This is a genomic window from Bradyrhizobium sp. CCGB01, from assembly GCF_024199795.1.
In the GTDB taxonomy this organism is placed as follows: domain Bacteria; phylum Pseudomonadota; class Alphaproteobacteria; order Rhizobiales; family Xanthobacteraceae; genus Bradyrhizobium.
The window spans coordinates 6425380-6451076 of sequence record NZ_JANADK010000001.1 but is presented as its reverse complement, the minus strand read 5'-3'; the positions used below and the strand labels follow the sequence as shown (position 1 = coordinate 6451076).

Sequence of the window (25697 nt, the reverse complement as noted above, 5' to 3'; positions counted from 1 at the left end):
ATGGCTGGCGAGATTCAAGATCCGATCATCCGCGTCCGCGACATCACGGTGCAGTTCGGCGCGACGCGCGTGCTCGACGGCCTCAACCTCGACGTCAAGCGCGGCGAGATTTTGGGATTTGTCGGCCCATCGGGCGCGGGCAAGTCGGTGTTGACGCGCACCATCATCGGCCTCGTGCCGAAGGTCGCGGGCTCCATCGAGGTGTTCGGCGTCGACCTCGATTCCTCCAGCACCTCGCAGCGCCGCAACGTCGAGCGCCGCTGGGGCGTGCTGTTTCAGCAGGGCGCGTTGTTCTCCTCACTGACCGTGCGGCAGAACATCCAGTTTCCGATGCGCGAATATCTGCGCGTGTCGCAGCGGCTGATGGACGAGATCACCCTGGCCAAGCTCACCATGGTCGGGCTCAAGCCGGAAGTCGCCGATCGCTTCCCTTCCGAACTGTCGGGCGGCATGATCAAGCGCGTGGCGCTGGCGCGCGCGCTCTCGCTCGATCCCGATCTCGTGTTCCTCGACGAGCCGACCTCGGGCCTGGACCCGATCGGCGCCGGCGATTTCGACGAACTGGTCAGGACGCTCCAGCGTACTTTGGGCCTGACCGTTTTCATGGTAACCCACGACCTCGACAGCCTTTACACGGCTTGTGACCGCATCGCCGTTTTAGGGAACGGTAAGATCATTGCGGCAGGGTCGATTGCCGACATGCAGGCCTCGCAGCATCCCTGGCTGAGGCAGTATTTCCATGGCAAGCGCGCCCGCGCGGTCATGGGCTGAGGTGCCGGAGTAGCTGATGGAAACGCGGGCGAATTACGTATTGATTGGATCGTTCACGCTGGCGGTGATCGCCGCGGCGATCGGCTTCGTGCTGTGGTTCCAGTCACTGCACACCACCAAGCAGCGCAGCCCCCTGCGCGTCGTGTTCGAAGGCCCGGCGGCGGGCCTGCGCAACGGCGGCAGCGTCAACTTCAACGGTATCAGGGTAGGTGAGGTGGTCTCGGTGAAGCTGGACAACCCGCGGCGGGTTGTCGCACTCGCCATGGTCGAGAACAACGCTCCGATCCGCAAGGACACCCTGGTTGGCCTCGAATTCCAGGGCCTGACCGGCGTTGCCGCGATTTCGCTCAAGGGCGGCGAGGAGGCCGCGCCCCCGCCGGCGCTCGACGAGGACGGCATCCCGACGCTGACCGCCGATCCAAACAAGCTGCAGGACGTCACCGAGGCGATCCGCGGCACGCTCCAGAACATCAACAAGATCGTGGCCGACAATCAGGAGTCGGTGAAGAACTCGCTGAAGAATCTCGAGACCTTCACCAACTCGCTCGCGCGCAATTCCGAGAAGATCGACGGCGTGATGGCCAAGGTCGACGGCGTGATGCTCAAGGCCGACAGCCTCATGCTCGGCCTCAACACGCTCGCCGGCGGCAAGGACGGCGGCGAGCTGTTCCAGGCGGTGAAGTCGATCCGAGAACTGGCCGACGATTTCGACAAGCGCTCCGGCGCATTGATGACCGATGGCCGCCGTACGCTGGGCGACATCAGCCGCGCCGTGAACAATTTCGACCGCAACCCGACCCGCGTGCTGTTCGGCGCCAGCAACAGCAGTGCGCAACCGGCTCCGGCGCCCGAGCCGCCGAAGCCTGCGCCTTCGAACGAGCGCCGCCGGCAGTAGGCGCCGCCACCGGTCTCACCCCTGTCATTGCGCGCGTAGCGAAGCAATCCAGATTGTCTCCGTCGAGGCAGTCCGGATTGCTTCGTCGCTTTGCTCCTCGCAAATGACAGCGTGCGCCGCGCGCTGCGGCGATACGAAAGTATGGGGGTCTGGCCGAGCCAAGGTAGGGGGAGGGGCTGGCCCTGCTTGTCAGCTATATCGCGCTCAAGTCGCGCTCACGAAAAAGCGCGTCGACTTCACTCACAGGGGAGGAGAGCGTGATACGTCTGTTGCTGCTGTTGCCGTTCATCGGCCTGATGATCGTGCCGTTCTACAATGTCCGGGAGCCCTATCTGTTCGGCTTCCCGTTCTTCTACTGGTATCAGCTCGCCTGGGTGCCGCTGACCTCGCTCCTCACCTACATCGTCTACAGGAGCGTGCGCCATGTTGACTAACGTCGATAGCGCGGCGTTCGCCGTATTCCTCGCCTTGTTCATCCTCGTCACCGGCATGGGCTTCGTCGCCTCGCGGTGGCGCAAGCCGGAGACGCTCGCCCATCTCGACGAGTGGGGCCTCGGCGGCCGCAAGTTCGGGACCTGGATCACCTGGTTCCTGGTCGGCGGCGATTTCTACACTGCCTATACGGTGATCGCCGTTCCTGCGCTGGTCTATGCGGTCGGCGCCTACGGATTCTTCGCGCTTCCCTACACCATCATCGTCTACCCCTTCGTGTTCGCGGTGATGCCGGTGCTGTGGAAGGTCGCCAAGGAACGCGGCTATGTCACCGCGGGTGACGTGGTACGCGGCGCCTACGGATCGCGCGGTCTCGAGCTCGCGGTCGCGGCCACCGGCGTGCTGGCGACGATGCCCTACATCGCGCTCCAGCTGATCGGCATGGAGGTCGCGATCAAGGCGCTCGGCCTTCACGGCGAAGTGCCGCTCGTTCTCGCCTTCCTGGTGCTCGCGCTCTACACCTATTCGTCGGGCCTGCGCGCACCGGCGCTGATCGCCTTCGTCAAGGACATCATGATCTACATCGTGGTGATCGCCGCGATCGCGATCGTGCCGTCCAGGCTTGGCGGCTACGGCGCGATCTTCACCGCGGCGGATGCGGCATTCGCCGCAAAGGGTTCTGGCGGGATCCTGCTGTCGCCGGCGCAGATCGTGCCCTATGCCTCGCTGGCGTTGGGCTCGGCGCTCGCCGCCTTCATGTACCCGCACACGCTGACCGGCATCTTCGCGTCCTCGGGTGGCAACACCATTCGCAAGAATGCGATGCTGCTGCCGGCCTACACGCTGCTGCTCGGTCTGCTCGCGCTGCTTGGCTACATGGGCCATGCGGCGGGGTTGAAGCTCGCGAGCAACAACGACGTCGTGCCCGAGCTGTTCAAGATGCTGTTCCCGAGCTGGTTCGCGGGCTTCGCCTTCGCCGCGATCGCGATCGGCGCGCTGGTGCCCGCCGCCGTCATGAGCATCGGCGCGGCCAACTTGTTCACCCGCAACTTCTGGAAGGTGTGGGTCGACCCGAAGGTGACGCCGGCGGGTGAGGCGAAGGTCGCCAAGATCACCTCCATGCTGGTGAAGGTCGGCGCACTGCTCGCCATCCTGCTGATGCCGACGCAGTTCGCGCTCGACCTGCAGCTGCTCGGAGGACTCTGGATCCTCCAGACCCTGCCGGCGCTGGTGTTCGGCCTCTATCTGAACTGGTTCTCGAGCACAGCGCTGCTGGCCGGCTGGGCCGTCGGCCTTGCAGGCGGATCGTGGCTCGCCTGGTCGGACGGGCTGAAGCCGCTGCACAGCGTCGACTACGGCATGGGCCCGGTTGCCATCTACACCGGCCTGCTGGCGCTCGCGCTCAACATCGTGGTTGCCGTCGCGGTCAACCTGGTGCTCAAGCGCATGCCCCAGGAACGGCTGTCCCGCGAGGCGGCCTGAGATGATGCGCCACCGGCGGCCGGAGATCCGGCCGCCGGTCTTCTCCGCAATGAATAGCCTTCCATGCGATTGAAAACGTTCTAGTATCCGCCCGCGCTCCGGAGCCGCTCGTCGCGGGCGGATCGGACGGTTTCGGGTGAGGATGTCTTGCAGGCGTGGTTCGTTCTCGCGGTCGCAGCCGGCTATGTGACCACGCTGTTCCTGGTCGCCTGGTGGGGCGATCGACGGAGCGCCGGTGGCCCGCTGGTCTCGCCAAATTCCTGGGCGGCCGCGATCAGCTATTGCCTGACGCTTGCGGTCTACAACACCTCGTGGAGCTTCTACGGATCGGTCGGGCGGGCCGCCACCAGCGGACTGGACTTCGCCACGATCTATATCGGCCCGACCCTGGTCCTGCTGTTCGGCCAGCCGCTCCTCTCCAAGGTGATCGCGATCGCGAAGGCGCAGAACGTCACCTCGATTTCGGACTTCATCGCCGCGCGCTACGGCAAGAGTCAGGTGCTCGCCGCCTTCGTGACGCTCGCATCGCTGCTTGGCGTGCTGCCCTACATCGCGCTTCAGCTCAAGGCGGTCGGCAAGAGCTTCGACTATCTGATCCTCCAGCCCGAGCGTGCCGGAGGCGAGGCATTGCGGTTCTGGCAGGATTCGGCGTTCGGCGTCGCGGCATCGATGGCGCTGTTCGCGATCGTGTTCGGCGTCCGGCATGTCCATGCCAGCGAGCATCATCGCGGCCTGATGCTCGCGATCGCCTTCGAGAGCGTCGTCAAGCTGGTCGCATTCCTGATCGTTGCGCTGTTCGTGCTGTTCGGCCTCTCGCGCGGGCCGGCCGCCCTGCTGTCGCAGTTCCAATCGGATCCGCAATTGGCCGGCATTCTCGCCTTCGATCCGACGCAGCCGGTTTGGCCCTCGACGATCATCATCTCGGCGATCGCCTTCCTCTGCCTGCCGCAGGCATTTCACGTCGCCGTCGTCGAGAACGAGAGCCCGAGCCACACGCGCACCGCAGCGTGGCTCTATCCTGCGTATCTTGCGCTGTTCAGCCTGCTGATCCTGCCGATCGCCGCGGCCGGTCTCGACCGGTTCGGCGCGATGATGGACCCCGACACCTACGTCATCTCGCTGCCGATCGCGGCGGACGCGAGCACCGTCAGCCTGATCGCCTTCCTGGGCGGGCTGTCGGCCGCTACCGGCATGGTGATCATGACCTCCGTCGCGCTCAGCACCATGCTCTGCAACGACGTCATCATGCCGCTGCTGCTGCGGTCGCGCTTCTTCGGCCTGCGTGCGCAGAGCCGGCCGATGACGTCGGTGTTGGTGGCCGTGCGGCGGCTCTCGATACTCGGCATCCTGCTGCTCGCCTATCTGATGCACCGCCTGGTCAACCAGTCCTATCCGCTCACCGTGATCGGACTTCTATCGTTCGTCGCGGTCGCGCAATTCGGTCCGGCGTTCGTCGGAGGGCTGTTCTGGCCGCGCGCCAACAAGACCGGCGCCTCGATCGGGATCGCAGTCGGGTTTTTCGTCTGGGCTTATACGCTGCTGCTGCCCTCGGCGGCGCCACTCTGGCCCGCGATCGAGGAGATCGTTCGCCAAGGCCCGTGGCAGCTCGCCTGGCTCAGGCCGAACGCGCTGCTCGGCCTCGGAGGGATCGATCCGATCTCGCACGCCACGCTCTGGAGCCTCGGCGCCAACCTCGTCTGTTTCCTCATGTTCTCGGCGCTGGGGCGGCAATCCACCGTCGAGCGCAACCAGGCCGCGGCTTTTGCCGATGGTGTGGTCCGCGAGTCCATTCCGAAACTGTCCTCCCGCGTGGTGGTCCGGCTCGACGATCTCCGCGCGCTGGCGCTGCGGTTTGTCGGCGCGGAGCGCGGCGTGGCGGCCTTCGACGGCTATCTCGCGGCTCGCATCGCCGGCACCGGGCCGCGACTCGATCCGTCGGGGCTCGTCGATCTCGACTCGATCCGGTTCACCGAGAACCTGCTTGCCGGCGCGATCGGTGCGGCATCGGCGCGCGTGGTGATCGCGGCGTCGCTGGAAGGGCACTCGCTGTCGCGGCGGGCGGCGATGGCGATGCTCGATGAAGCCTCGGAGGCGTTGCGCTTCAACCGCAGCCTCCTGCAGAGCACGCTGGAGAGCGTGCCGCAGGGCATTTGCGCATTCGATGCGGATTTCAACATCACGGCATGGAACGGCCGGTTCATCGCGCTCCTGGACCTGCCGCCGGATTTCGTTCGCGTGGGGCTTCCACTGGCGGAGCTCATCGCCTTCAACGTCGAGCGCGGTGAATATGCCGCGTCCGAATTCGCCGCGCTCCTGGTCAATCGTGACGTCGCCACGCAGCGCTGGCCCTATCTGTACGAGCGCAAGCGGCCGGACGGCACGGTGCTCGAGATCGTCTACGACCGCGTTGCCGAGGGCGGCTACGTCTCGACCTACACCGACGTCACCGAGCGTCACCGTGCCGCGGAAGCCCTGCGGCGCGCCAATGAGGGGCTCGAGCTGCGTGTCCGCGAGCGGACCGAGGCGCTCGAGCAGGCGAAGGCGGAGGCCGAGCAGGCCAATCTCGGCAAGACCCGCTTCCTGGCGGCGGCCAGCCACGATCTGCTGCAACCGCTGAACGCGGCCCGTCTGTTTCTGTCCGCGCTCGACGAGAGCCTGCTGCAGGCCTCGTCGCGAGCCGGCGATGCCGACAAGGAGCGCACCTTGGCGAGCAGCGCGATTGCGGCGCTACGCTCGACCGAGCACGTGCTGGACAGGCTGCTCGACATCTCCTCCTACGATGCCGGCGCCGTTCGCGCCGAGGCCTTCGACTTTCCGATCGCCGATCTGCTCGTGCAGCTGAACGTCGAGTTCTCGGCGATGGCGCACGAGCGCGGGCTCGTCCTCCGCGTCGTCGATTGCCGCCTCGCCGTGCGCAGCGATCCGCATTTGCTGCGCCGCATCTTGCAGAACCTGCTGTCCAACGCGCTCCGCTACACGCCCGAGGGACGCATCCTGCTCGGCTGCCGGCGGCGCGGCGACGAGCTGCGCATCGAGGTCTGGGATACCGGCGTCGGGATCGCGGCGGGGGACCAGTCACGCATATTCGAAGAGTTCCAGCGTCTCACGCCCGGGTCGGAGAAGGGATTGGGCCTGGGGCTCGCCATCGTCGATCGTGTGTCGCGGCTGCTGGACCATCCCGTCGACGTCCGTTCGCGCCCTGGGCACGGGTCGTGCTTTGCCGTCACGGTGCCGCTTGCGCGCGGGCCGGGCAGGCCGCTTCAGCGCAATCGCGCGACTGCAGCGCCCGCGGCGGCGGAACGGCCGTTGACGATCCTGTGTCTCGACAATGATGCAACGATCCTCAAGGGCCTGACGGCGCTGCTCGGCGGCTGGGGGCATCGCGTGCTGGTCGCGGCAAATACCGCCGAGGCGATGGCTGCAGCCACGGCCAGTCCGCCCGACGTCGTGTTGCTCGACTACCATCTCGATGGCGGCCGCAGCGGCTTGGACTTTCTCGACGATCTCAGGCAGAAGTCAGGTCGCGCCGTCCGCGCGCTGGTCGTCACCGGCGATCGCAGCGAGACGGTGCGCAAGGAGGCGAGGGCGCGCGGCTGCGAGATCCTGTCGAAGCCGGTCAAGCCGGCAGCTCTGCGGCGCTTCCTCGGCGGCGAAGCCCTGAGCCGGCAGTTCGGGACTAAACTGGAGGCTCCCTGACGATGCGCATCCTGATCGGCGACGATCATCCGCTGGTACAGGCCGCGTTGCGGAGCGCGTTGTCGAGCGTGCTGCCAGATCTCGACATCGTCGCCTGCCAGTCGCTGGACGAGGCCATCGCCGTCCTGACGGCCCAGTCCGACGAGATCGACCTGATCCTCTGGGATCTGACCATGCCGGGCATCCAGGGGTTCGCCGCGCTGTTCATCCTGTCGGCGCAATTCCCGACGGTGCCGGTGGCGATCATCTCCGCGCGGCAGGACGCCGCCACGATCCGCCGCGCCGTCGCCTACGGCGCATCCGGCTACATCCCGAAATCGCTCGGCCTGTCCGAGATGGCGGATGCGATCATGAAAATCCTCGCCGGCGAGATCTGGATGCCGCCCAATGTCGGCGGCCGCGGCTCGATTCAGAGCGCCGATGTCGAGCTCGCGGGGCGAATGGCCTCGCTGTCCGCGCAGCAGCTGCGCATTCTCGCAATGATCGTCGACGGCAAGCTCAACAAGCAGATCGCGGGCGAGCTCGACATCGCCGAGCAGACCGTGAAGGGCCATGTCTCGACGATTCTGCGCAAGCTTGGCGTCGGTTCGCGCACCCAGGCCGCGGTCCTGGCCGAGCGGCTGGCATTCGGCCAACCCGGCGGGGCGTGAGCTCCTGCCGCGAAAACAAAACGGAGGCCGCGAGGCCTCCGTTTTCACTGTGCTGTTTGCGAGCCTTGCCGCTTAGCCGAGCCGTCCGGCCGCATGCGCGAGCAGCGTGTAGACCAGACCCGTCTCCGAGGTCAGGTGGTTGCGCAGCTCCTGCGGACCGCGGCCGTCGCGGGCGACTTCGTCGAGCAGGCGTTCGAACTCGGCGACGTAGCGGTCGACGGTGCCTTTGAAGTTGCGGTCGGCGCGGTACTTGCGGGCGACCTCGTCAAAGGCCTTCTGGCCGGCGGGCGTGTACAGGCGCTTGGTGAACGCCTTGTTCTCGCCGCGCTGGTAGCGGTCCCACATCTCGGCCGCGAGGTTGCGGTCCATCAGCCGGCCGATGTCGAGCGACAGCGATTCCAGCGGATTGCTGCTGGCCTGTGGGGCCTGCGGCTGCGGCTGCTGCGCGGGTGTGGCGCGGCCACGGGGAGCCTCACGACCGGTCGGCGCACCCTGGTTGGCGTCCGTGCGGTTGAGGAGGTCCGACAGCCAGCCGTCGCGGCCCTGGTCGTTGCCCGCCGGCGCGACCGGCGGCGCTTCGGTGCGGCGCGAGGCGGCCGGCAGGCCGAGGTCCGGCGGCGGCAGCGTCGAGGCGCTGCCGTTGTCGCGCACGCGCGTCTCGGCGTTGCGCGTGCCGACGGCCGCCAGCATCGGCTCTTCCTGGCGCTGTGCGCCGGCGCGGCCCGCCGTGGAGACGTCGAGGCCGCGGCCGTGCTGGGCCACGATGCGGTTGAGCTCGGCGAGGGCCTCGATCTGGTCGACGATCACCTTGCGCATCTGCGCAGTGCTCTCGGCGGCCTCCTGGGGCATCTCGAGCACGCCGCGGCGCAGCTCGTTGCGGGTGGCTTCGAGCTCGTTGTGCATCTCGAACGCCATCTGCTTCATGCTGGAGACGAGGTTGGTGAACTTCTCGGTCGACTGCTTGAACATCGTATCCGCCTCGTCCGTGGTCTGGCGGTAGATGTCGTGCATGGCCTCGATGGTCTGGCGGTGCTCCTCCTCGGACGCCGCGCGCACCGCCTCGAACTGGCGGGTGATCGCGGCCGAACCTGCGCCGGCGGTCTCCGCGACGACGCGGGCGATGTCGCGGGCGCGCTCCTCGGCGGCCGCCAGCGATTCATCGAGCAGGCCGGTGAAGCGCGACAGGCGCTGGTCGAGGTCGGTCGTACGCAGGTCGATGGTGGTGACGAGCGATTCCAGCGCCTGCTTGCGTTCGGCGAGGGAAGCGGTGGTGTTCTTGTTGCTCAGCTCGACAACCTGCGCGGCCTCGACGAGGGCCTTGCCGTGCGCGTCGAACTGGGTCGACAGCTCGCCGAGATCCTGCAGCGCCCGCGTGGTCTTCGTATTGAAGACGTTGAGCTGGTCTTCCAGGTTCTGCGTCGCCGCGCCGTTGCGCGAGGTGACGTCGTTCATTGCCGAGACGAAGTCGGCGACGCGCGTCACCAGCGCCCGCTCGAGCGAGTTGAGGTTGTCGTGCGCACCGGTCAGCACCTCCTGGAGGAGGATGTTGCCTTCGCGCAGACGCTCGAACAGGGCCACCGTGTCGGTGCGCAGGATCTTGCTGGTCTCCTGCATCTCGGTGACGGCCGCGATCGAGACCTGGCGCGACTGGTCGATCGCCGTGCGCGAGGCCTGTTCGAGGTCCTTGAGCGACTTGCCGACCGCGCCGGTGGCAATCTCGCTCGCCGCGTTGATGGTGCGGGCGACTTCGGAGCCGTTGCCCATCATCGTCTGCGAGAACGCGTGGCCGCGCGTCTCGATCGACTTCAGCGCGTCCGAGGTGACGCGGTCGATGTCGAGCGTGAGCTGGCTGGTCTTCGAGCCGATCGCGTCGACGAGCGCGCCGCGCTTGGCGTCGATCATGTTCGACAGACGGTCGGCCTGCTGCTGCACATAGGTGACGATCTCGTCGGTCTTGCCGGTCATGGCTTGGCCGAAGCTGCTGCTGGCGGCGAGCACCGAACGCTCGACGTCGGCCGAGCTCGACTTGACGCGCGAGCTTGCCTCGTTGGAGGCGTTGATCAGCGCGTTCTGGGCGTTGAGCGCGCTGGTCTGGATGTCGTTGGTGGCGTTGGTCGTGGCCGTGCTCAATGCGCGCTCGATCTCGGTCGAGATCGTGCGGATCTGGCTGGCGGCATCCGCCGACGTCGAGGTCAGCGAGGTCTGCGCCTCACGCGCGCTGTTGAGGATGGTCGAGGCGGTGTCGGCGCCGACCGAGGTCAGCGTGCGCTCGATGTCCGTGGTCAGCGACTTGATCTGGCTTGCCGCATCCGTCGAGGCGGAGATCAGCGTGCCCTGGGCCTCGCGCACGCCGCTGGTCAGCGCCTCGATGGTGGCGCCGCCGGCGGTCGCCAGCGCGCGCTGCATCTCGGCCGCGAGCGAGCGGACCTGGCCGGTCTGTTCGGCCGAGACGGAGAGCAGGGTGCTCTGGGCGTCGCGGGCGCTGGTCGTGATCGTCTCGGCGGTCGACTGGCCGACCTGCGAGAGCGACCGATGCACTTCGGCCGCGAGCGACTTGACCTGGCTCGCCGCATCCGAGGACGCGTTGAGGAGCGTGCTCTGGGCTTCGCGGGCGCCGGTCATGATGGTCTCGGCGGTCGAGGTGCCGGCCATCGAGAGCGAGCGCTGCACGTCCGAGGACAGCGCCTTGATCTGGTTGGCGGTCTCGGTCGAGGCCGCGATCAGCGCGCTCTGCGCATCGCGGGCGCCGGCGGTGATCGATTCCGCCGTGGTGGAGCCGGCCAGCGACAGCGAACGCTGCACGTCGGCGGTGAGCGTCTTGACGTGGGTGGCCGCGTCCGAGGACGCCGTGACGAGCGTGGTCTGCACCTCGCGGGCGCCGGCCAGGATCGAGGCTGCGGTGGCGGAGCCGGCCGCCGACAGCGTGCGTTCGACGTCGACCGACAGCGACTTGATCTGGTTGGAGGCATCGCCGGAGGCCGCGACCAGGGTCGACTGCGCCTCGCGGGCGCTGGTCAGGATCGAGTTCGCAGCACCGGTGCCGACCGCGGTCAGCGCGCGCTCGACCTCGGAGGAGGTCATCTTGAGCTGGGCGTTGACGTCGGAGGAGACCGTCATCAGCGACTGCTGGGCGGTACGCGCACCGGTCTGGATCGTCTCGCTGGTGTTGACCACGAGGTTGGTGAGCGAGCGCTCGGCGTCCTCGACATGCGAGCGGATCGCGGTCGAGATCATCTCGGCGCGGGACATCATGTCTTCGCTGGCCTGACGGCCGCTGCTTTCGATGCGGCCGGCGACGGCTTCGACACGCGAGCCGAGCAGGTCCTCGAACTGCGCCACGCGCACGTCGATGTCGTTGGCGACCGAGCCGACCTTGGTCTCGATGGCCTGGTGGATGTCCTGGAAGCGCGCCGTGACCGTGTCGGTCAGATGCGTGCTGCGGCCGTCGATGAGATCGGCGACGCCGGTGATGCGGCGATCTACCGCCTCGATCGCCTGCGCGGTGCCGTCCGTGAGCGTCGAGGTCAGGAGGGTGAGGCGGGTGTCGATCGACTGCACGGCCTGCGAGGCGCCGTTCGTCACCGCGCTCGTCAGGTAGGTGAGGCGAGAGTCGATGGATTCGAGCGCCTGCGAGGCGCCGCCCGTGAGCGTCGTCGTGAGGTGCGTCAGCCGCGTATCGATCGACTGGATGGTCTGCGATGCGCCATCGGTGAGCGAGCTCGTGAGATGGTTGAGGCGCGTATCGATCGTCTCGATGGCCTGCGATGCACCGTCGGTGAGCGACGTCGTGAGGTGGGTGAGGCGGGAGTCGATCGACTGGATCGCCTGCGCGGCACCGTCGGTCAGCGACGAGGCGAGCACGTTGAGGCGCCCGTCGATGGTTTCCGTCACGGACTTGGCGCGGGTGTCGAACGACTGTTCGAGCGCCGCGACGCGGCCGACAAGCTGGTCGTCGAAGGTCCTGATGTGGCCTTCGATCGTGCCGTCGAGGCTGGCGATCTTGCCGCTCAGCGAGGAGTCGAGGTTGTTGACGCGTTCGCCGACCGTGGTCTCGAACTGCACCAGGCGCTGGTCGAGCACGGCCGTGATCGCCCCGCCGTTCGAGGTGAAGCGGGTGTCGAAATTGTCGACATAGGTCTTCAGCGACTCGTGGATGTCCTGGGTACGCTGGCCCATGCGATCGACGATCTCGCCGCCGAACGTCTTCACGGTGCGGTCGAACTCGGAGATGTGGCGGGTGATCAGCGCGCCGAGCGTGCCGGAGTCGCGGGCGAACTTCTCGACCAGCTCGGTGCCCTGGTTCTTCACCAGCTCGTCGAACGCGCTCATCTGGAGCGACAGCGAGTCGTGCGCGGTCTCGGTCTGGCTGACGACCTTGGCGACGAGCGTGTTGACGGTGGCGTCGAGCGCCTCGCTCGCCTTGTCGCCGGAGGTCATGATGTGGCCGGCGAGGCGGTTGCCGGCGTCGTCGATCTTGGCGGAGAGGTCGTTGGAGCGCAGCTCGAGCTCGAGCAGCAGCGAGTCCGACGAATTCTTCAGCGAGTCGTGCACCAGCTCGGTGCGCTCGGAGATGCCGTCGACGATCGCGGCGGAGCGCTGCTCGAACTCGCCGGTGATGCGGTCGATACGCTCGTTCAGCATCTCGTGGACGCGGTCGGCGAGGTCGACGAACTCGTCGTGGACGTGGCCGGTCTTGAAGTTGAGGCTGGTGGTCAGCCGCTCGCTGGCGTCGAGCACGGCGCGCGTGGTCTCGTTGCTGGCCTCCTCGAGGCGGTCGAGCAGGTCGCCGCCGCGCTCGCCGAGCGCGAGGATCATATTGTCGCCGGCGTTGCTCAGTGCACCCGTGATGTGGGCGCCGCGCTCTTCCAGCGCGCCGGTGATGGACTTGGCGACCTCGTCGACGCGCGAGGCGATCGCGTCCGAGATTAGCGCGATGTCGTGGCGCAAATCGATCTGCACGCCGGAGATGGCGCTGCGGACCTGCTCGGCCTGGCCGACCAGATTGTCACGCTGATGCGCGATGTCCTGGAGCAGGGCGCGGATGCGCACTTCGTTGTCGGAATAGGCGCGTTCGAGCGCCGCAACCTCGTTGGCGACCAGCGTCTCGAGCTCGCCGGCGCGCGCGATGGCGCGCTCGATGCCGTCGCCCATCGCCGCGACCTCGCGGCGGATGGCCTGGCCGACGGTGACCATGGAATCGGACGCCGAGCCTTCCGGCTCGGAGAAGCGGATCGCGACCTGTGCCATCGCCTGCGCGATCATGCGCATTTCCTGGCCGCGCCAGACCAGGCTCGCCAGGAAGTAGAACAGCATGATCGGCGCGAAGAACATCGCGATCAGGCCGGCAATGACGAGCACGCCGCCGCTCTGGCCCATGGCGGCCTGGATCGAGGGCAGGAAGCCGACGGTGAGCGCGGCGCACGCCGCGAGCCAGACGCCGGCGAAGATGGTGGCGAAGGTGTAGACGCTACGGGCAGGGCGGCCCTTCTGAAGCGCCTGGAGCAACTGGCCGATGGTCTCGCGGTCGTCATTGGCGGCGCGGCGCGAGGTGCGCGGCTCCTCGATCGGATCGAACACCGCCCGTTCGTTGGCGGCAGGACGTGGCTCGAAGCTCGGCTCGTCGAAGATCGGGGGCGGCGGGGGCACCGGCGGCGACGTTTCGTTGCGCATCGAGGCGTTGCGGCTGGTGTCCGCGGCCGTGTCGCTGATGTTCAGGGCTTCCTGGATCGCAGAAAGCGCAACTTCTGTGGGGTCTTTGACCTTCTTCGGAGTGTTCGCCATGTTCAGTCCGAGCCCTTGTTACTTGTACGCGTCCCCCCGCGAGCTCTGCGCGCTTGCGCAAGCCCACAGACCGGATCATGCCGCTTGCGCGGATTTCCGAGCCGTCCCCACCCGGACGGCTTGTCCGCCAATTTCCGCAACATCCTATTGGCAGAGCGTCGCGAATGAAATGCCCGCGATTAAGACAATCTTAATCATCGTTAACAGGATCGCGGCGTAACGCCTTAGCAATAAATGCAATTCTCCACCGGACTCGCCGGATTGCGGCAACTTTTCGTCAATAAACGGGCGGATTTGTGTAAAACAGCCCAAACACTTCGTTAACCATTTCCATGCTTCCGTGGAGGGAACCTGACCGCCGGACCGGCGGACACCGCGCGATGCCGGGGCCTGCGCCATGACGCCTGAACTGCAACGGATGGACTGGATGCCTTCGCCCCCGCTTGCACCCATCGACAGCCCGCTCGACCTCGATCACCTCTCGCGCATGACGCTCGGCGACCCTGAACTGGAACAGGAAGTGCTCGCGATGTTCGCCGAGCAGGCGGTCCGCCTGGTCGCGGCGATGGCAGCCCTGCCGACGGATGCCGGCGCGCTCGCCCACAAGCTCAAGGGCTCGGCGCGCGGAATCGGCGCCTTCGCGGTGGCGGATGCCGCAGCCAGCCTGGAGACCGCGATCCAGACCGGCCATGGCAGGCCCCACGCCTTCGCCGCGCTGAAAGAGGCGGTGACCGAGGCCCGTGCCGCCATCGCGGCGATTCTGAAGCCCTAGGGCGACAGGGTCAGAACCGTGCTCTAGTCTTTTGTTTTGACGCGTTTTCTTCCCGCAAAGCGGGATTCACGTCGCATCAAAACGCTATGGCGCCGGGCGGATCGACCCGTTATAGGACAGCCCGGACCCTCCTTCATTCGCAACATCGCGGCAGCACGAGCACACATGGCCAAGATTAACTTTGTCGACCACAAGGGCGAAACCCGTACGGTGGAAGTCGAGAACGGCGCGACCGTGATGGAAGCCGCCATCCGCAACAGCATTCCCGGCATCGAAGCCGAATGCGGCGGCGCCTGTGCTTGCGCAACCTGCCATGTCTATGTCGACGAAGTCTGGCGCGAGAAGGTCGGCAGCCCGACGCCGATGGAAGAGGACATGCTCGACTTCGGTTTCGACGTGCGCCCGAACTCGCGGCTGTCCTGCCAGATCAAGGTCTCCGACGAGCTCGACGGGCTCATCGTGGGGACGCCGGAACGGCAGGCCTGATCGTCCCTCGATGGACTAGATGCGCGGCGGCGCGACCTCGATGCCGCGCTTGTGCCAGGGTCTGAGCTTCCCGATGATCTCAGCGGTGAGCGGTGCCGGCCGCCGCGTCGCCTCGTCGAGCATAACGCCGACCGACATCGCCGAGGCGATGCACTTTCCCTGCGAAAACACGACCTGCTCGAAGGTCACTGACGTCCGTCCCAGTTTCACGACGCCGAGGCCGAGCTCGATCGTGTTCGGCCAGTGCAGCTCGGCGCGGAAATGGATGTCGAGCCGCACCATGATCCAGGCGAGTCCCGGCGGGGTCAGGCCGTATTCCGGGCTCTTCATCAGCGTGACACGGCCGGTCTCGAAATAGGTGGCGTAGACCGCGTTGTTGACGTGCTGGTTCGGATCGAGGTCGCCGAAGCGGACGTTGTCGCCGAGGCGATAGGGATAGTCCTCCAGGCGCGGCGTCGTATCGAGGCGGCTTGGTGCGTTCACCGATTGATCTCCGTCATATCGCATCCCGTTACAGCCCAGTTATCCTGGCCCGGCAAGTGGGCGCGGCTGCGGGGCGCTACCGCTTTTATGCCTTCCCTGATCCATCCCCGTTGGCTAGACAGGCAGGGTCACCTCTGCCCCCGGGCGCCGTCCAACCGATAACGATCGATAAAGAGACGACATGAGCGACGTGATCAAAACCGATGTGCTGATTATTGGCGCCGGCCCCTGCGGTCTGTTCGCCGCCTTCGAGCTTGGCCTTCTCGACATGAAGGCGCATTTCATCGACATCCTCGACAAGGTCGGCGGCCAGTGCGCCGAGCTCTATCCGGAAAAGCCGATCTACGATATTCCCGGCATTCCGCAGGTGTCGGGCCAGGGCCTCACCGACGCGCTGATGGAACAGATCAAGCCGTTCCATCCGACCTTCCATCTCGGCGAGATGGTGGAGACGGTGGAGAAGATCGGCGATCCCTTGTTTCGCTGCACCACCGACGCCGGCAAGGTGTTCGAGTGCAAGGTGGTGGTGATCGCGGCCGGCGGCGGCTCGTTCCAGCCCAAGCGTCCGCCGGTGCCGGGCATCGAAGCCTATGAAGGCACCTCGGTGCACTACGCCGTGCGCAAGATGGAGACGTTCCGCGACAAGAGCGTGCTGATCGTCGGCGGCGGCGATTCCGCGCTCGACTGGACGCTCAACCTGCATCCGCTCGCCAAGCGCATCACGCTGCTGCACCGGCGCGACGATTTTCGCGCCGCGCCCCACAGCGTCGAGCAGATGCGCGCGCTGGTGGCCGACGGCAAGATGGATCTGCGGCTCGGGCAGGTCACTGCGCTCTCCGGCGCCGAGGGCCAGCTGACCGGCGCCACCGTCAAGGGCAACGACAACAGCGTGAGCGACATTTCCTGCGACACGATGCTGCCGTTCTTCGGGTTGACGATGAAGCTCGGTCCCGTCGCGAACTGGGGCATTGCGCTGGAGAACAATCTGGTGCCGGTCGAGACGTCCGCGTTCGAGACCAACGTCCCCGGTATCTTCGCGATCGGCGACATCAACACCTATCCCGGCAAGATCAAGCTGATCCTGTGCGGCTTCCACGAGGGCGCGCTGATGTCGCAAAAAGCCCATCGTTACGTCTATCCGGAGAAGCGGCTCGTGTTCCAGTACACGACCTCGTCCTCCAGCCTGCAAAAGAAGCTCGGTGTCAACTGACGGCACCGGGTGCGGGCAGGCGAAGCCCCATGTTCCTGGTGCTGGAACCGTTCGCGAAATCGCCGTAGTCTGCGGCCATTGCAGTGGCGGCTTAGCAAGGTGATCATAATGCGGAATCTTTTTTCCAGCTTTCGGCTGTTCTCGCTCCTCGCGCTCGGTCTCGCACTGACGCTTGGCGCGGCGAGGCCGGCTGCCGCGCAGGCGCAACAGCCAACCGCCGCGGGTCTCTGGCAGAAGGTCGAAGACGGCAAGACCGTGGGGTGGTTTCTCTTCGTCGACCACAACGGCATCTTCGAAGGCGTGATCGCAAAGACCTTCCCGCGCCCCGGCGACGATCCGAACGAGGTCTGCGCGAAATGCACGGACGATCGCAAGAACCAGCCGGTGCTCGGGCTCTCCTTCATCCGCGACATGAAGCGCGAGGGCTTGAAGTATGACGGCGGCAACGTGGTCAATCCGCGCGACGGCAACATCTGGAAGGCCAAGATGTCGGTGAGCCCCGATGGCCAGACCCTGACCATGCGCGGCTTCCTCGGCATTTCCCTGTTCGGCAAGGACGAGACCTGGACGCGTCTGCCCGACGCGAACATCGCCCAGGTCGATCCCGCGATCGTCGCGAAGTATCTGCCCGCGCAGGCGACCGCGGCGACGAAGCCCGCGCCCGCGCCGGCGAAAAGGGGCGGCGCGATGATGGCGCCGGCCCCGAAGCAATAGGCCGTTCCCGCGTGCTCTTGTAGCCCGCATAAGCGAAGCGATATGCGGGGCCTTTCCCGGGTGTTGCTGCGCTCACCCGGGCTACGGAACCGTCAATACGTCCGCGCTTTCTTGCAGGGCGCGTAGAACGTGCCGTTGCCGGCGACGACCCGCTCGAGGCATTGCCGGGGATCGGTGATCTCGCCGTCGACCTGGAAATAATAGGCCTGCGATCCCAGGCTCAGGACGTAATGTCCCGGTGCAAGCTCAAGCCCTGAATCGCCGGTGTGAAGCTCGTACATTTCGTTCTTGCCCGGAATCGGCGACACCCGGAACGGATAGGCGAAGTTGCGGATGACACCGACGTCGTCGCCGCCGGCCAGCGCCTTGCCCGCGGCATCGGTCGAGAACTCTCTGGCGATTTTCGCCACGACCCGAACCTCGACGCGCTCCGGAATCGAATTCGCGGCGTCGCGACGGAATACGATGAACTTGACGCGGCCGTTCGGCAGATGCGGCCGGTCGGGCTTCTTGAACTCCGGTGAAATCGCGATCCGCATGTCCGGCGCCATGACGCCGGTCGCGTTCAACTCCGCCAGCGACTTGTCGTCGATCAAGGCGTAGATGCCGTAGTCGGTTGGGAGCACGCGCGTTGGGGCAGGCGCGGCGGGCGTCACCATTTCCGGCTTGGCGACCGTGATCGTCGTCTCCGGCTTGGGCACGACCTGCGCGATCTCCGGCGTCTGGGACGAGATCTGCCGGCGCAGCGCGGCGATGTTGTCTCGCTGCGAGACGATCAGAACGACTGCGCCAACGGCGAGCAGGATGGCCGCTGTCCGCTTGATCACCGGTAGAAGCGGGCCCGAGATCGCGGGCAGCTTGCTGCGGGGTCTCCCGATCGCCGATTGCAGAACGGTGGTGTCGCCGGACACCAGAAGGCCGCCTGTCTCCATTGGCGATGTGACTTGCTGCGACGGCAAACGCTCCAGCGGCGCCTCGTCACGCGAGAATTTTTCGACCTCCTCGATGGCGATCTCGAGCGCCCGCTTCATCTGGTCGATGTTCCTGGCGTCGGCGTAGGTGAACTGCTCCTGGAGCTTGTAGCGGGCAAGGTCGTAGACCATCTGCCGCCTGGCTTCCGCGTCGTCCTTCACCGTCTCGAGCATGCGCGAAATCACGAGCGCGAATTGCACCTGGTTTGCGGGCAAATCGGCCGGGTCCTGCTGACCAGGGAGCAATTCTCTCGAACTCATAGCGCTGACGGTCCAATGCCAGTCACGCCAACACCCGATTTCTCTAATTGAAACAGTTGAATAAACGATGCGGCTCGCGTCCGCGGCCGTTTCGTACACGTCCTCGCGGAACAAGGAAAGCCTCCAGAAGAGCCGCGGCAAATCGCCGGTGCGTCAGACAGGCGGGGCTTGCGCGCCGGTCGAGGGCAGCGCTTGCGGCAGTAGTTCTCCGGAATGCGTGCTGGCGCCGGATTTGCATAGCTGTCGCAAAGCAGCTGGGGAAACGAGTCGCCGACGCCGCGCCTGTCTCATTGCGCGGAGCGAGGGCGGCATTGTTCGTCCCCAGCGACGATGACTCTGCGGAGACGACATGAGATTTGTAGGATCAAGTGCGGCAGCGTTGCTCGGCCTGGCGGCGCTTCTAACGACATCGGCGCTGGCGCGGGACGACGGGCGTTACGCCAACTCGCCGCTAAAGCCCTGGTTCGAGAGCCTGCACAGCGAATACGGGCAATGCTGCTCGGATGCCGACGGCTACGTGGTCGCCGATGTGGATTGGGAATCCGACAATGGCCGATACCGTGTGCATCTCGACGACGAGTGGGTCGTCGTGCCTGACGGTGCCGTCATCACCGAGCCGAACAAGATCGGCCGCACCATGGTGTGGAAGCACTATGTCGACGGCCATCCGCGCGTGCGCTGCTTCATGCCGGGCAGCATGACGTAGGGGCGTTCCTAAAATCTGTACGTCACACTGCCGAGCACCGTGCGGCCGATACCGAGGAAGCAGTCGCCGCGCGCCAGGCACGTGGTCAGGTGGCGCTTGTCGAAGAGATTGCTGGCATTGACCTGAAGCCGCCAGGGGCCGTTATCGTAGCGAACCATCGCATCGAACAAGCGCGATCCGGGGCTTGAAATGCGGGAGGGACGTAATGGTCCCTCAATCATCAGATTTGGAATTTAGTATTCATATAAATCGAGCGCGCGCCGATTGAGATCGGCGCGCGGATGCGTGAAGGAGAGAATGACGTGGTGCGCCTTGCGCAGCGCCGATCAACGCTGCTCGCTCGCGGCGTTGGCGCTCGCGAGCCGCTTGACGCGCGGCGACAGCACCGAAATCTGTGCGGGGGAAGCGGGCATGCCGGCGACGATCATCGTGGGCGCAGTCGACTGCTCCTCGACGCCGGCACCGCCGAGCACCTGAACCTGCGTCGCCGAGATCGGCAACGACTTCACTTCGTAGGAAGGAAGCTCGCCGGCGAATGCACCGGCCGAGCTCGCAATCATGGCGCCGGCAACGGCCATCATGGAAAGAACGCGCATTGGAAAATCTCCGTTGAAGATATCAATCGGAGGTTTGGTCGCGGCGATGCCGAGACAGGTTCGCTCGTGTGCGAACATTCGATTGGCCGTCGGCGAATAAATTGGTTGCTTGATGCGAAAGGACGAAACGAGGACGAAGTTTTTCGCGCCAATGTTTCGGGACGGTTTCGCGGGAGGGCTCGAAACGCCGCGTTAATGCGCCTGCAGATCGGGCTGCGGAGCTTTGGTTGTCGCGGTGGCCTCCGGAAAGCGCAAGCTCATCGTCGTGCCGCGGCCGGGTACGGAGGAGATGATGAGCTCGCCGCCATGGGCGGCCATGATCTCGCGGACGATCGAGAGGCCAAGACCGGCGCCGTCGCCCGCGCTGTTGCCGGTCTGGAAAGGTTCGAGCAGCCTGTGCTCGGCGCCGCCCGGCAGGCCCGCGCCGTCATCGTCAATCGAGATGCTGCTGTGCCTGAGCGTGGCGACGATGCGTCGTGCGCCACGGGCGTGGATGATGGCGTTCCCGACGAGATTGGCGAGCGCACTGCGGACGGCGGCGTCGACGCCCTGCACCAGGAGCGGACCTTCCTCGGCGCGTTCGAGCGCAAGCTCGATACCAGCGTCGAGCGCCGAGGGACTGAAATCGGCGAGCACGTCCAGCGTGACCTGGGCAAGATCGATCGGCCGCTTCTCGATCGCATGATTTTGCAATCGCGCCAGGTCGAGCATGGCGGAGACCAGCGACGTCAGGCGGCGGACGTCGCGCACCAATTCGGCCCTCAGGGCCCGTTCGGGCACGTCCTCGATCTTTGCGCGCAGAAGCGTCAACGGTGTGCGAAGCTGGTGTGCGGCATTGCCGAGAAAGCGGCGTTGCATCCTGATGTAGGCGTCGATCTCGCCGAAGGCGCGGTTCAGCGCCGCGACCAGCGGCTTCAGCTCGGTGGGAACTTCGGACAGGGATATCAGGCCCTGCGGGGCCGATGGGTCGATCGCGAGCGCGCGACGCGCGACCCTTTCGATGCCGCGCGAGACAAAACGTGCGGCCAGCATTGAGCCGATGGCGACCGTTGCCGCAAAGGCCAGCGCCAGCGTGATGATCGCGAAAATGCTGCGGACGAGGAAGTTCCTTGCAATCCGGCCGAAGCGGACCTTGGGTTCACCGACCATCATCGTAAGCTGCAACGAGCCCCGTTGCATGACGGCGAGACAGAAGGTGCTCTTCTGGTCGAGTGTGCTGAAGACGGACGAGCCGATCGGCCCGTTATAAGGAAACGCGAAGGGGAGGGGGGGACGGCGTTCGCTACCGTATTCGCTGATCAGATCGCCCGCTGACACGACGTACCAGAGGTTCGGGCTGTCCGCTTTGAGCTCCTGGAGGGCGGGAGTCGGGCGTACCGTCAGATTCTGCCCTTCGATAACGGTGGCGCGATCGAGAACGGCGACCACAACGCGGCAAGCCCTGAACTCGCGTTCTTCCATCGGATACCGCCAGATGAAGATGCCGAGCATGATCAGGAAAATGGTCGTTGCGGCGATGCCAAGCGACAGCGCGAACGTTCGGGCGATCGACGTCATCTCGGTGTGGCCAGCCGCAGGATGTAACCGATGCCTCGCATGCTGCGGATCTCGACATCGCCACCGAGCTCGGCCAGCTTCTTCCTCAAACGCGAGACCTGCGCTTCGAGCGTGTTGGATTCGATCTCGTCGTCGAAGCCGTAGATCTCCTCGATCAGCGCAGCGCGGGTGATGACGCGGTCGCGCCGCATCAACAGCGCCGCGAGGATCAGCGCCTCGCGCCGCCGCAGCAGGATCCTGGTGTCGGCGACCACGGCCTCGTTGCTGCCGAGATGCAGCTCGACATTGCCGAGCGACAGCACCGAGGGCGCGAGCAGCCTGGGCCGCCGCAACACCGCGCGCACCCGCGCGATCAACTCCTGCGGCTCGAACGGCTTTCCGAGATAGTCGTCGGCGCCGGCGTTGAGGCCATCGACCACATCCTCCTTGGCGTCCTTGGATGTCAGCATGATGATGGCGGGGCGTTCCGGCGATTGGCTCAGCGCCGTCACCACCTGGAGCGCATCTCCGTCGGGCAGCATGCGGTCGACGATCGCGAGATCGTATTTGAAATTGTCCAGCGCCTGGCGGGCATCGGCGATCGAGCCGACGACATCGACGACACCGTGCAATTGCCCGAGCAGCCGGCTGACATAGGCGCCGATCTGCGGTTCGTCTTCGATCACGAGGGAGCGCACGCGGGTCGTCCTTGACTCTGCCGGGGCAACAAAACCCTGAGCGTGACGCTCCCTGGCCGAAGTCTGGTATTTCGGCTCGCGCAGGGTTCCCATTAAGTCACCGAGCTTGGCGAATAAAAGGCAGGAACGGCGGCGCTGAAAGGCGCCGGCGATCGAAATTTCGGAGCGAGAGCGCGGCCCGGCAATGTTCGGGCAATGTTGGTCGGGTGGCGCGTGCCGGGAATGGATTGGGGTGGCGCTCGCGCCTTGCAATCTTGGGGCAATTTTGCCGGATCACATGCTGGGGCACCAACCACACGAGTCGACCAGGCCAGCAAGGCCGGTCCGGGGCCCCGTAAATGAAGCATTTTGACGAAGCTGCTCTCGATCCTGCGGCGAGAGCGCAGCAGACCTTGTTGATGACCTTCCTCGCCGCGTTCGGCGCGATCCTGGCGATCCCTCACTCGGCATCGGCGCAGACCGCGTTCACGCTGCCGGCCCCGCCATTCGACGTGCCGATGCTGCCTTCGCCCTCCGGCAACTGGACCGTCATGGTCGGCATCGGCGGCGAGTACACGCCGGATTTCGTCGGATCGAAGAACGGCAAGTTTCTCCCGATCCCGATCTTCACCATCCGCCGCGCCGGGTCGGTCGACCAGTTTCGCGGGCCCCGCGACAGCGCCAGCATTGCGCTGTTCGACGTCGGCTATTTTCGCGCCGGGCCTGCGTTCAAATACGTCGCGTCGCGCAAGAGCGACAAATATGCCGAGCTGACCGGCCTCGGCGACGTCAAGGCCGCCTACGAGCTTGGCGGGTTCGTCGAATACTTTCCGGTCGACTGGCTTCGCCTGCGCAGTGAATTGCGCCAGGGCTTGGGCGGGCATACCGGTACGGTGGCCGACGTCTCCGCCGACGTCATCGTGCCGCTGATCCAAAGGCTCACGATCTCGGCCGGCCCGCGTTTCACCTGGAAAAGCACCAAGGCGACCGCACCGTATTTCGGCGTCGATGCCGCGCAGTCCCTGGCGTCCGGGCTGTCGGTGTACGATGCCAAGGGCGGCGCGCACTCGGTCGGCTTCGGCAGCCAGATCTCCTACCGCATCAATCCGCAGTGGGAGGTCCATGCCTATGTCGAGTACGAGAAGCTGCTCGGCAATGCTGCCGACAGCCCGCTGGTGAAGCTGCGGGGATCGTCGAACCAGACGACTGTCGGCCTCGGTGCGTCCTATTCGTTCGACTTCAGGATTCGATAGGGCCATGCGTCGCAGGGTTATTCTATGTGTCGTCTGCGCGATCGCTTGTGTCGTCCTCGGTGCTGCCGCGGCGTTCGAGACGCGCACGACGCGGCTCCAGGCGATCAAGACCGTCGGTATCGTCTCGGCCATCGGCGAGGAGATGAGCCTGACGCAAGCCGGCCTGGTCGCGCTCGGCAATGCCGGGCAAAGTGTCTCGATCAGCGCATGGGGGCTGGACGAGCTGATCGTCCAGCAGGCGACGAAGCTGCTCGGCGGGCGCTTTCGCGTGCAGGCGGTGAGCTACAGGCGCGCCGCGTTCGCGGCGATCAGGGATTCTGCGGTTGCGCCCGTCAATCTCCTGCGCAGTGATCCCTTCAAGGAGCTGGTCCGCAGCGACGTCACCCCGCAGGGGTTGGACGCCTACATCGTCATCACCCGCGCGAGATCGAAGCTAGGTAACGGCCGTATCGTCGAGGGCGTCGGGCTCGCCCAATATCGGACGCTGCTTGCAGACTACGGCCTGATCCACGCGCTCTATGAGGTCCGCGTGATCGAGGGCAAGTCGTTCGATGTGATCGAGAAGCGGGCGGCCGCACCGCTCGACAACACCGGGACCATGCGGCTGGCCGGCCCGAGCGGGACGGCCGACGCGACGTTTGACGGTCCGGCTTCGAGCGAACGGCTGCGCGCGGCGATTGCCGATCTCATCACGCGCAGCCTGCCGGTCACGCTGGGCGACATGCATCTGATCGACGGTCAGTGACCGGCTGGCTTGCCGCCGTCAGGTGACGGGCGCCGGATTGAACAGCGTGAGGTCGTTGTGGATGCCCCAGCGATCCGACCAGGGCTTGGTACGGCCGCTGGCGACGTCGAGGATCAGGCGGAACAAATCCCAGCCGGTTTCCTCGATGGTCTTCTCGCCGGTGGCGATGCTGCCGGCGTCGAAGTCGATCAGGTCCTTCCAGCGACGGGCAAGCTCGGTGCGGGTCGCGACCTTGATCACGGGTGCAGCGGCAAGGCCGTAAGGCGTGCCGCGGCCGGTGGTGAATACCTGCAGCGTCATGCCGGAGGCGAGCTGGAGCGTGCCGCAGATGAAGTCGGACGCAGGGGTCGCCGCGAACAGCATGCCCTTCTGCGTCGCCTTCTCGCCGGGCGAGAGCACGCCGGTGATGGCGCTTGATCCGGACTTGACGATCGAGCCCAATGACTTCTCGACGATGTTGGCGAGGCCGCCCTTCTTGTTGCCGGGCGTGGTGTTGGCGCTGCGGTCCGCGCCGCCGCGGGCGAGATAAGAATCGTACCAGGCCATCTCGCGCACCAGGGCGCGGCCGACGTCCTCGTTGATGGCGCGGCGGGTGAGGAGCTGGATCGCGTCGCGCACCTCGGTGACTTCGGAGAACATCACGGTGGCGCCGGCGCGCACCAGCAGGTCCGCGGCGAAGCCGACCGCGGGATTTGCGGTGACGCCGGAGAAGGCATCGCTGCCGCCGCATTGCAGGCCGATCACGAGGTCGGAGGCCGGGCAGGTCTCGCGGGTGCGTTTGTTGAGGATTTTCAGGCGGGCTTCCGCCTGGGTCATGATCGCATCGACGATGGCGCCAAAACCGTCAAAGGCTTCGTCCTGCATCCGCACGATGGCATCGCTGACGCCCTCCGGCACCAGCCGTTCGGGCGCGAGTTTTTCGCAGCCGAGGCCGACGACGAGGATCTCGCCACCGAAATTCGGGTTCTGCGCGATGTTTTGCAGCGTGCGGATCGGCACGACAGCATCCGGCGCGGTGATGGCGACGCCGCAGCCATAGGCATGCGTCAGCGGCACGACGTCGTCGACATTCGGGTATTTCGGCAGCAGTTCGGCGCGGATGCGCTTCACGGCGTATTCCATCGTGCCCTTGACGCATTGCACGGAGGAGGAGATGCCCAGAATGTTTTTCGTGCCGACCGAGCCGTCGGGATTGCGGAAGCCCTCGAAGGTGAAGCCTTCGAGCGGCGGCAGCGGCGCGGGGACGGCGGTCGAGATCTCGAGCTTGTCGAGGGCCGGGGCCTCCGGCATGCGGATGCGCGCTTCGTCCACCCATTCGCCGGCCAGGATCGGCGAAAGCGCGGTGCCGATCACCTCGCCATAGCGGACGATCGGCGCGCCTTCCGCGATGTCGACCAGTGCCGTCTTGTGCCCTTGCGGCACGAAGGCGCGGAGCGTCAGCCCGCAGGAAAAGCGCGAACCGGCGGGAAGCCCGAAATCATTGACCACGATCGCGACATTGTCGCGCTCGTTGAGCTTGATGTAGCGGGGCTGCTCTTTCGCTGCGACGTCCTGGTCCATCTGCTTTACCTCAGAAGCTG

General features: G+C 65.9%; 21 protein-coding genes. 13 read left to right on the top strand and 8 right to left on the bottom strand.

The features are described from left to right. The 6 genes from NLM25_RS30170 (at position 1) to NLM25_RS30145 (ending at position 7926) form a co-directional block, all read left to right on the top strand. On the top strand, positions 1–771 hold the full coding sequence (locus tag NLM25_RS30170; RefSeq protein WP_254121336.1) for an ABC transporter ATP-binding protein: 771 nt from the start codon (positions 1–3) through the stop codon (positions 769–771). Between the two features lie 16 nt (positions 772–787). Then, positions 788–1666 (top strand): MlaD family protein, encoded by an 879-nt coding sequence (locus NLM25_RS30165; protein WP_254139406.1) that lies wholly within the window; start codon positions 788–790, stop codon positions 1664–1666. 296 nt (positions 1667–1962) lie between these two features. Beyond that, on the top strand, positions 1963–2100 hold the full coding sequence (locus NLM25_RS30160; protein ID WP_254124483.1) for a DUF3311 domain-containing protein: 138 nt from the start codon (positions 1963–1965) through the stop codon (positions 2098–2100). Then, positions 2090–3580: a monocarboxylate uptake permease MctP gene (gene mctP / locus NLM25_RS30155; protein ID WP_254139405.1), complete on the top strand. Its 1491-nt coding sequence runs from the start codon at positions 2090–2092 to the stop codon at positions 3578–3580. Before NLM25_RS30160 ends, mctP begins: the two co-directional genes overlap by 11 nt. 147 nt (positions 3581–3727) lie before the next feature. After that, positions 3728–7276 carry a PAS domain-containing hybrid sensor histidine kinase/response regulator gene (locus NLM25_RS30150; protein ID WP_254139404.1) on the top strand — a complete coding sequence of 1183 codons (3549 nt, stop codon included), beginning with the start codon at positions 3728–3730 and terminating at the stop codon, positions 7274–7276. Next, complete coding sequence (locus NLM25_RS30145) at positions 7273–7926, top strand: response regulator transcription factor (protein WP_254141290.1); 654 nt, start codon at positions 7273–7275, stop codon at positions 7924–7926. Before NLM25_RS30150 ends, NLM25_RS30145 begins: the two co-directional genes overlap by 4 nt. Before the next feature lie 72 nt (positions 7927–7998). Here NLM25_RS30145 and NLM25_RS30140 read toward each other — a convergent pair whose 3' ends face one another. Next, positions 7999–13707, bottom strand: coding sequence for a negative regulator of septation ring formation (locus tag NLM25_RS30140; protein WP_254139403.1), 5709 nt, complete (start codon positions 13705–13707; stop codon positions 7999–8001). 397 nt (positions 13708–14104) lie between these two features. On the opposite strand from NLM25_RS30140, the gene NLM25_RS30135 reads away from it, so the two are divergent. Beyond that, positions 14105–14479 (top strand): Hpt domain-containing protein, encoded by a 375-nt coding sequence (locus NLM25_RS30135; RefSeq protein ID WP_254139402.1) that lies wholly within the window; start codon positions 14105–14107, stop codon positions 14477–14479. Between the two features lie 165 nt (positions 14480–14644). Continuing rightward, entirely contained in the window at positions 14645–14965 is a 321-nt protein-coding gene (locus tag NLM25_RS30130) for a 2Fe-2S iron-sulfur cluster-binding protein (RefSeq protein WP_254121330.1), read from the top strand. 15 nt (positions 14966–14980) lie between these two features. On the opposite strand, the gene NLM25_RS30125 is transcribed toward NLM25_RS30130, so the two are convergent. Next, positions 14981–15448: a thioesterase family protein gene (locus NLM25_RS30125; RefSeq protein ID WP_254139401.1), complete on the bottom strand. Its 468-nt coding sequence runs from the start codon at positions 15446–15448 to the stop codon at positions 14981–14983. Positions 15449–15629: 181 nt separating this feature from the next. Between NLM25_RS30125 and NLM25_RS30120 the strand changes: the two genes are divergently transcribed. Further along, positions 15630–16658, top strand: coding sequence for an NAD(P)/FAD-dependent oxidoreductase (locus tag NLM25_RS30120; RefSeq protein ID WP_254139400.1), 1029 nt, complete (start codon positions 15630–15632; stop codon positions 16656–16658). A gap of 108 nt (positions 16659–16766) precedes the next feature. Then, on the top strand, positions 16767–17372 hold the full coding sequence (locus NLM25_RS30115) for a DUF2147 domain-containing protein (RefSeq protein WP_254139399.1): 606 nt from the start codon (positions 16767–16769) through the stop codon (positions 17370–17372). 92 nt (positions 17373–17464) lie between these two features. Here the strand turns inward: NLM25_RS30115 and NLM25_RS30110 are convergent, their stop codons facing one another. Further along, positions 17465–18559 carry a hypothetical protein gene (locus tag NLM25_RS30110; RefSeq protein ID WP_254139398.1) on the bottom strand — a complete coding sequence of 365 codons (1095 nt, stop codon included), beginning with the start codon at positions 18557–18559 and terminating at the stop codon, positions 17465–17467. Between the two features lie 394 nt (positions 18560–18953). Between NLM25_RS30110 and NLM25_RS30105 the strand changes: the two genes are divergently transcribed. After that, positions 18954–19310: a hypothetical protein gene (locus NLM25_RS30105; RefSeq protein ID WP_254139397.1), complete on the top strand. Its 357-nt coding sequence runs from the start codon at positions 18954–18956 to the stop codon at positions 19308–19310. Between the two features lie 8 nt (positions 19311–19318). On the opposite strand, the gene NLM25_RS30100 is transcribed toward NLM25_RS30105, so the two are convergent. The 4 genes from NLM25_RS30100 to NLM25_RS30085 all read right to left on the bottom strand — a co-directional run bounded on the left by NLM25_RS30100 (position 19319) and on the right by NLM25_RS30085 (position 22140). Further along, positions 19319–19480: a TonB-dependent receptor gene (locus tag NLM25_RS30100; protein ID WP_254139396.1), complete on the bottom strand. Its 162-nt coding sequence runs from the start codon at positions 19478–19480 to the stop codon at positions 19319–19321. Between the two features lie 156 nt (positions 19481–19636). Continuing rightward, positions 19637–19906, bottom strand: a complete 270-nt coding sequence (locus NLM25_RS30095; protein WP_254121323.1) for a hypothetical protein — start codon at positions 19904–19906, stop codon at positions 19637–19639. A gap of 192 nt (positions 19907–20098) precedes the next feature. After that, complete coding sequence (locus NLM25_RS30090; protein WP_254139395.1) at positions 20099–21463, bottom strand: cell wall metabolism sensor histidine kinase WalK; 1365 nt, start codon at positions 21461–21463, stop codon at positions 20099–20101. Then, positions 21460–22140: a response regulator transcription factor gene (locus NLM25_RS30085; protein ID WP_254139394.1), complete on the bottom strand. Its 681-nt coding sequence runs from the start codon at positions 22138–22140 to the stop codon at positions 21460–21462. The genes NLM25_RS30090 and NLM25_RS30085 overlap by 4 nt, the downstream gene beginning before the upstream one ends. A 338-nt stretch (positions 22141–22478) precedes the next feature. On the opposite strand from NLM25_RS30085, the gene NLM25_RS30080 reads away from it, so the two are divergent. Together NLM25_RS30080 and NLM25_RS30075 are read left to right on the top strand one after the other, a co-directional pair. Next, on the top strand, positions 22479–23372 hold the full coding sequence (locus tag NLM25_RS30080) for a MipA/OmpV family protein (protein ID WP_254139393.1): 894 nt from the start codon (positions 22479–22481) through the stop codon (positions 23370–23372). Between the two features lie 4 nt (positions 23373–23376). Further along, positions 23377–24117 (top strand): hypothetical protein, encoded by a 741-nt coding sequence (locus NLM25_RS30075; protein WP_254139392.1) that lies wholly within the window; start codon positions 23377–23379, stop codon positions 24115–24117. Positions 24118–24135: 18 nt separating this feature from the next. Here NLM25_RS30075 and garD read toward each other — a convergent pair whose 3' ends face one another. Next, complete coding sequence (gene garD / locus NLM25_RS30070) at positions 24136–25677, bottom strand: galactarate dehydratase (protein WP_254139391.1); 1542 nt, start codon at positions 25675–25677, stop codon at positions 24136–24138. Between the last annotated feature and the right edge of the window lie 20 nt (positions 25678–25697).

Coding starts and splice junctions, on each gene's coding strand:
- NLM25_RS30170 (WP_254121336.1), top strand. CDS start 1: ATGGCTGGCGAGATTCAAGATCCGATCATCCGCGTCCGCGACATCACG.
- NLM25_RS30165 (WP_254139406.1), top strand. CDS start 788: ATGGAAACGCGGGCGAATTACGTATTGATTGGATCGTTCACGCTGGCG.
- NLM25_RS30160 (WP_254124483.1), top strand. CDS start 1,963: ATGATCGTGCCGTTCTACAATGTCCGGGAGCCCTATCTGTTCGGCTTC.
- mctP (WP_254139405.1), top strand. CDS start 2,090: ATGTTGACTAACGTCGATAGCGCGGCGTTCGCCGTATTCCTCGCCTTG.
- NLM25_RS30140 (WP_254139403.1), bottom strand. CDS start 13,707: ATGGCGAACACTCCGAAGAAGGTCAAAGACCCCACAGAAGTTGCGCTT.
- NLM25_RS30135 (WP_254139402.1), top strand. CDS start 14,105: ATGACGCCTGAACTGCAACGGATGGACTGGATGCCTTCGCCCCCGCTT.
- NLM25_RS30130 (WP_254121330.1), top strand. CDS start 14,645: ATGGCCAAGATTAACTTTGTCGACCACAAGGGCGAAACCCGTACGGTG.
- NLM25_RS30120 (WP_254139400.1), top strand. CDS start 15,630: ATGAGCGACGTGATCAAAACCGATGTGCTGATTATTGGCGCCGGCCCC.
- NLM25_RS30115 (WP_254139399.1), top strand. CDS start 16,767: ATGCGGAATCTTTTTTCCAGCTTTCGGCTGTTCTCGCTCCTCGCGCTC.
- NLM25_RS30105 (WP_254139397.1), top strand. CDS start 18,954: ATGAGATTTGTAGGATCAAGTGCGGCAGCGTTGCTCGGCCTGGCGGCG.
- NLM25_RS30095 (WP_254121323.1), bottom strand. CDS start 19,906: ATGCGCGTTCTTTCCATGATGGCCGTTGCCGGCGCCATGATTGCGAGC.
- NLM25_RS30090 (WP_254139395.1), bottom strand. CDS start 21,463: ATGACGTCGATCGCCCGAACGTTCGCGCTGTCGCTTGGCATCGCCGCA.
- NLM25_RS30080 (WP_254139393.1), top strand. CDS start 22,479: ATGAAGCATTTTGACGAAGCTGCTCTCGATCCTGCGGCGAGAGCGCAG.
- NLM25_RS30075 (WP_254139392.1), top strand. CDS start 23,377: ATGCGTCGCAGGGTTATTCTATGTGTCGTCTGCGCGATCGCTTGTGTC.
- garD (WP_254139391.1), bottom strand. CDS start 25,677: ATGGACCAGGACGTCGCAGCGAAAGAGCAGCCCCGCTACATCAAGCTC.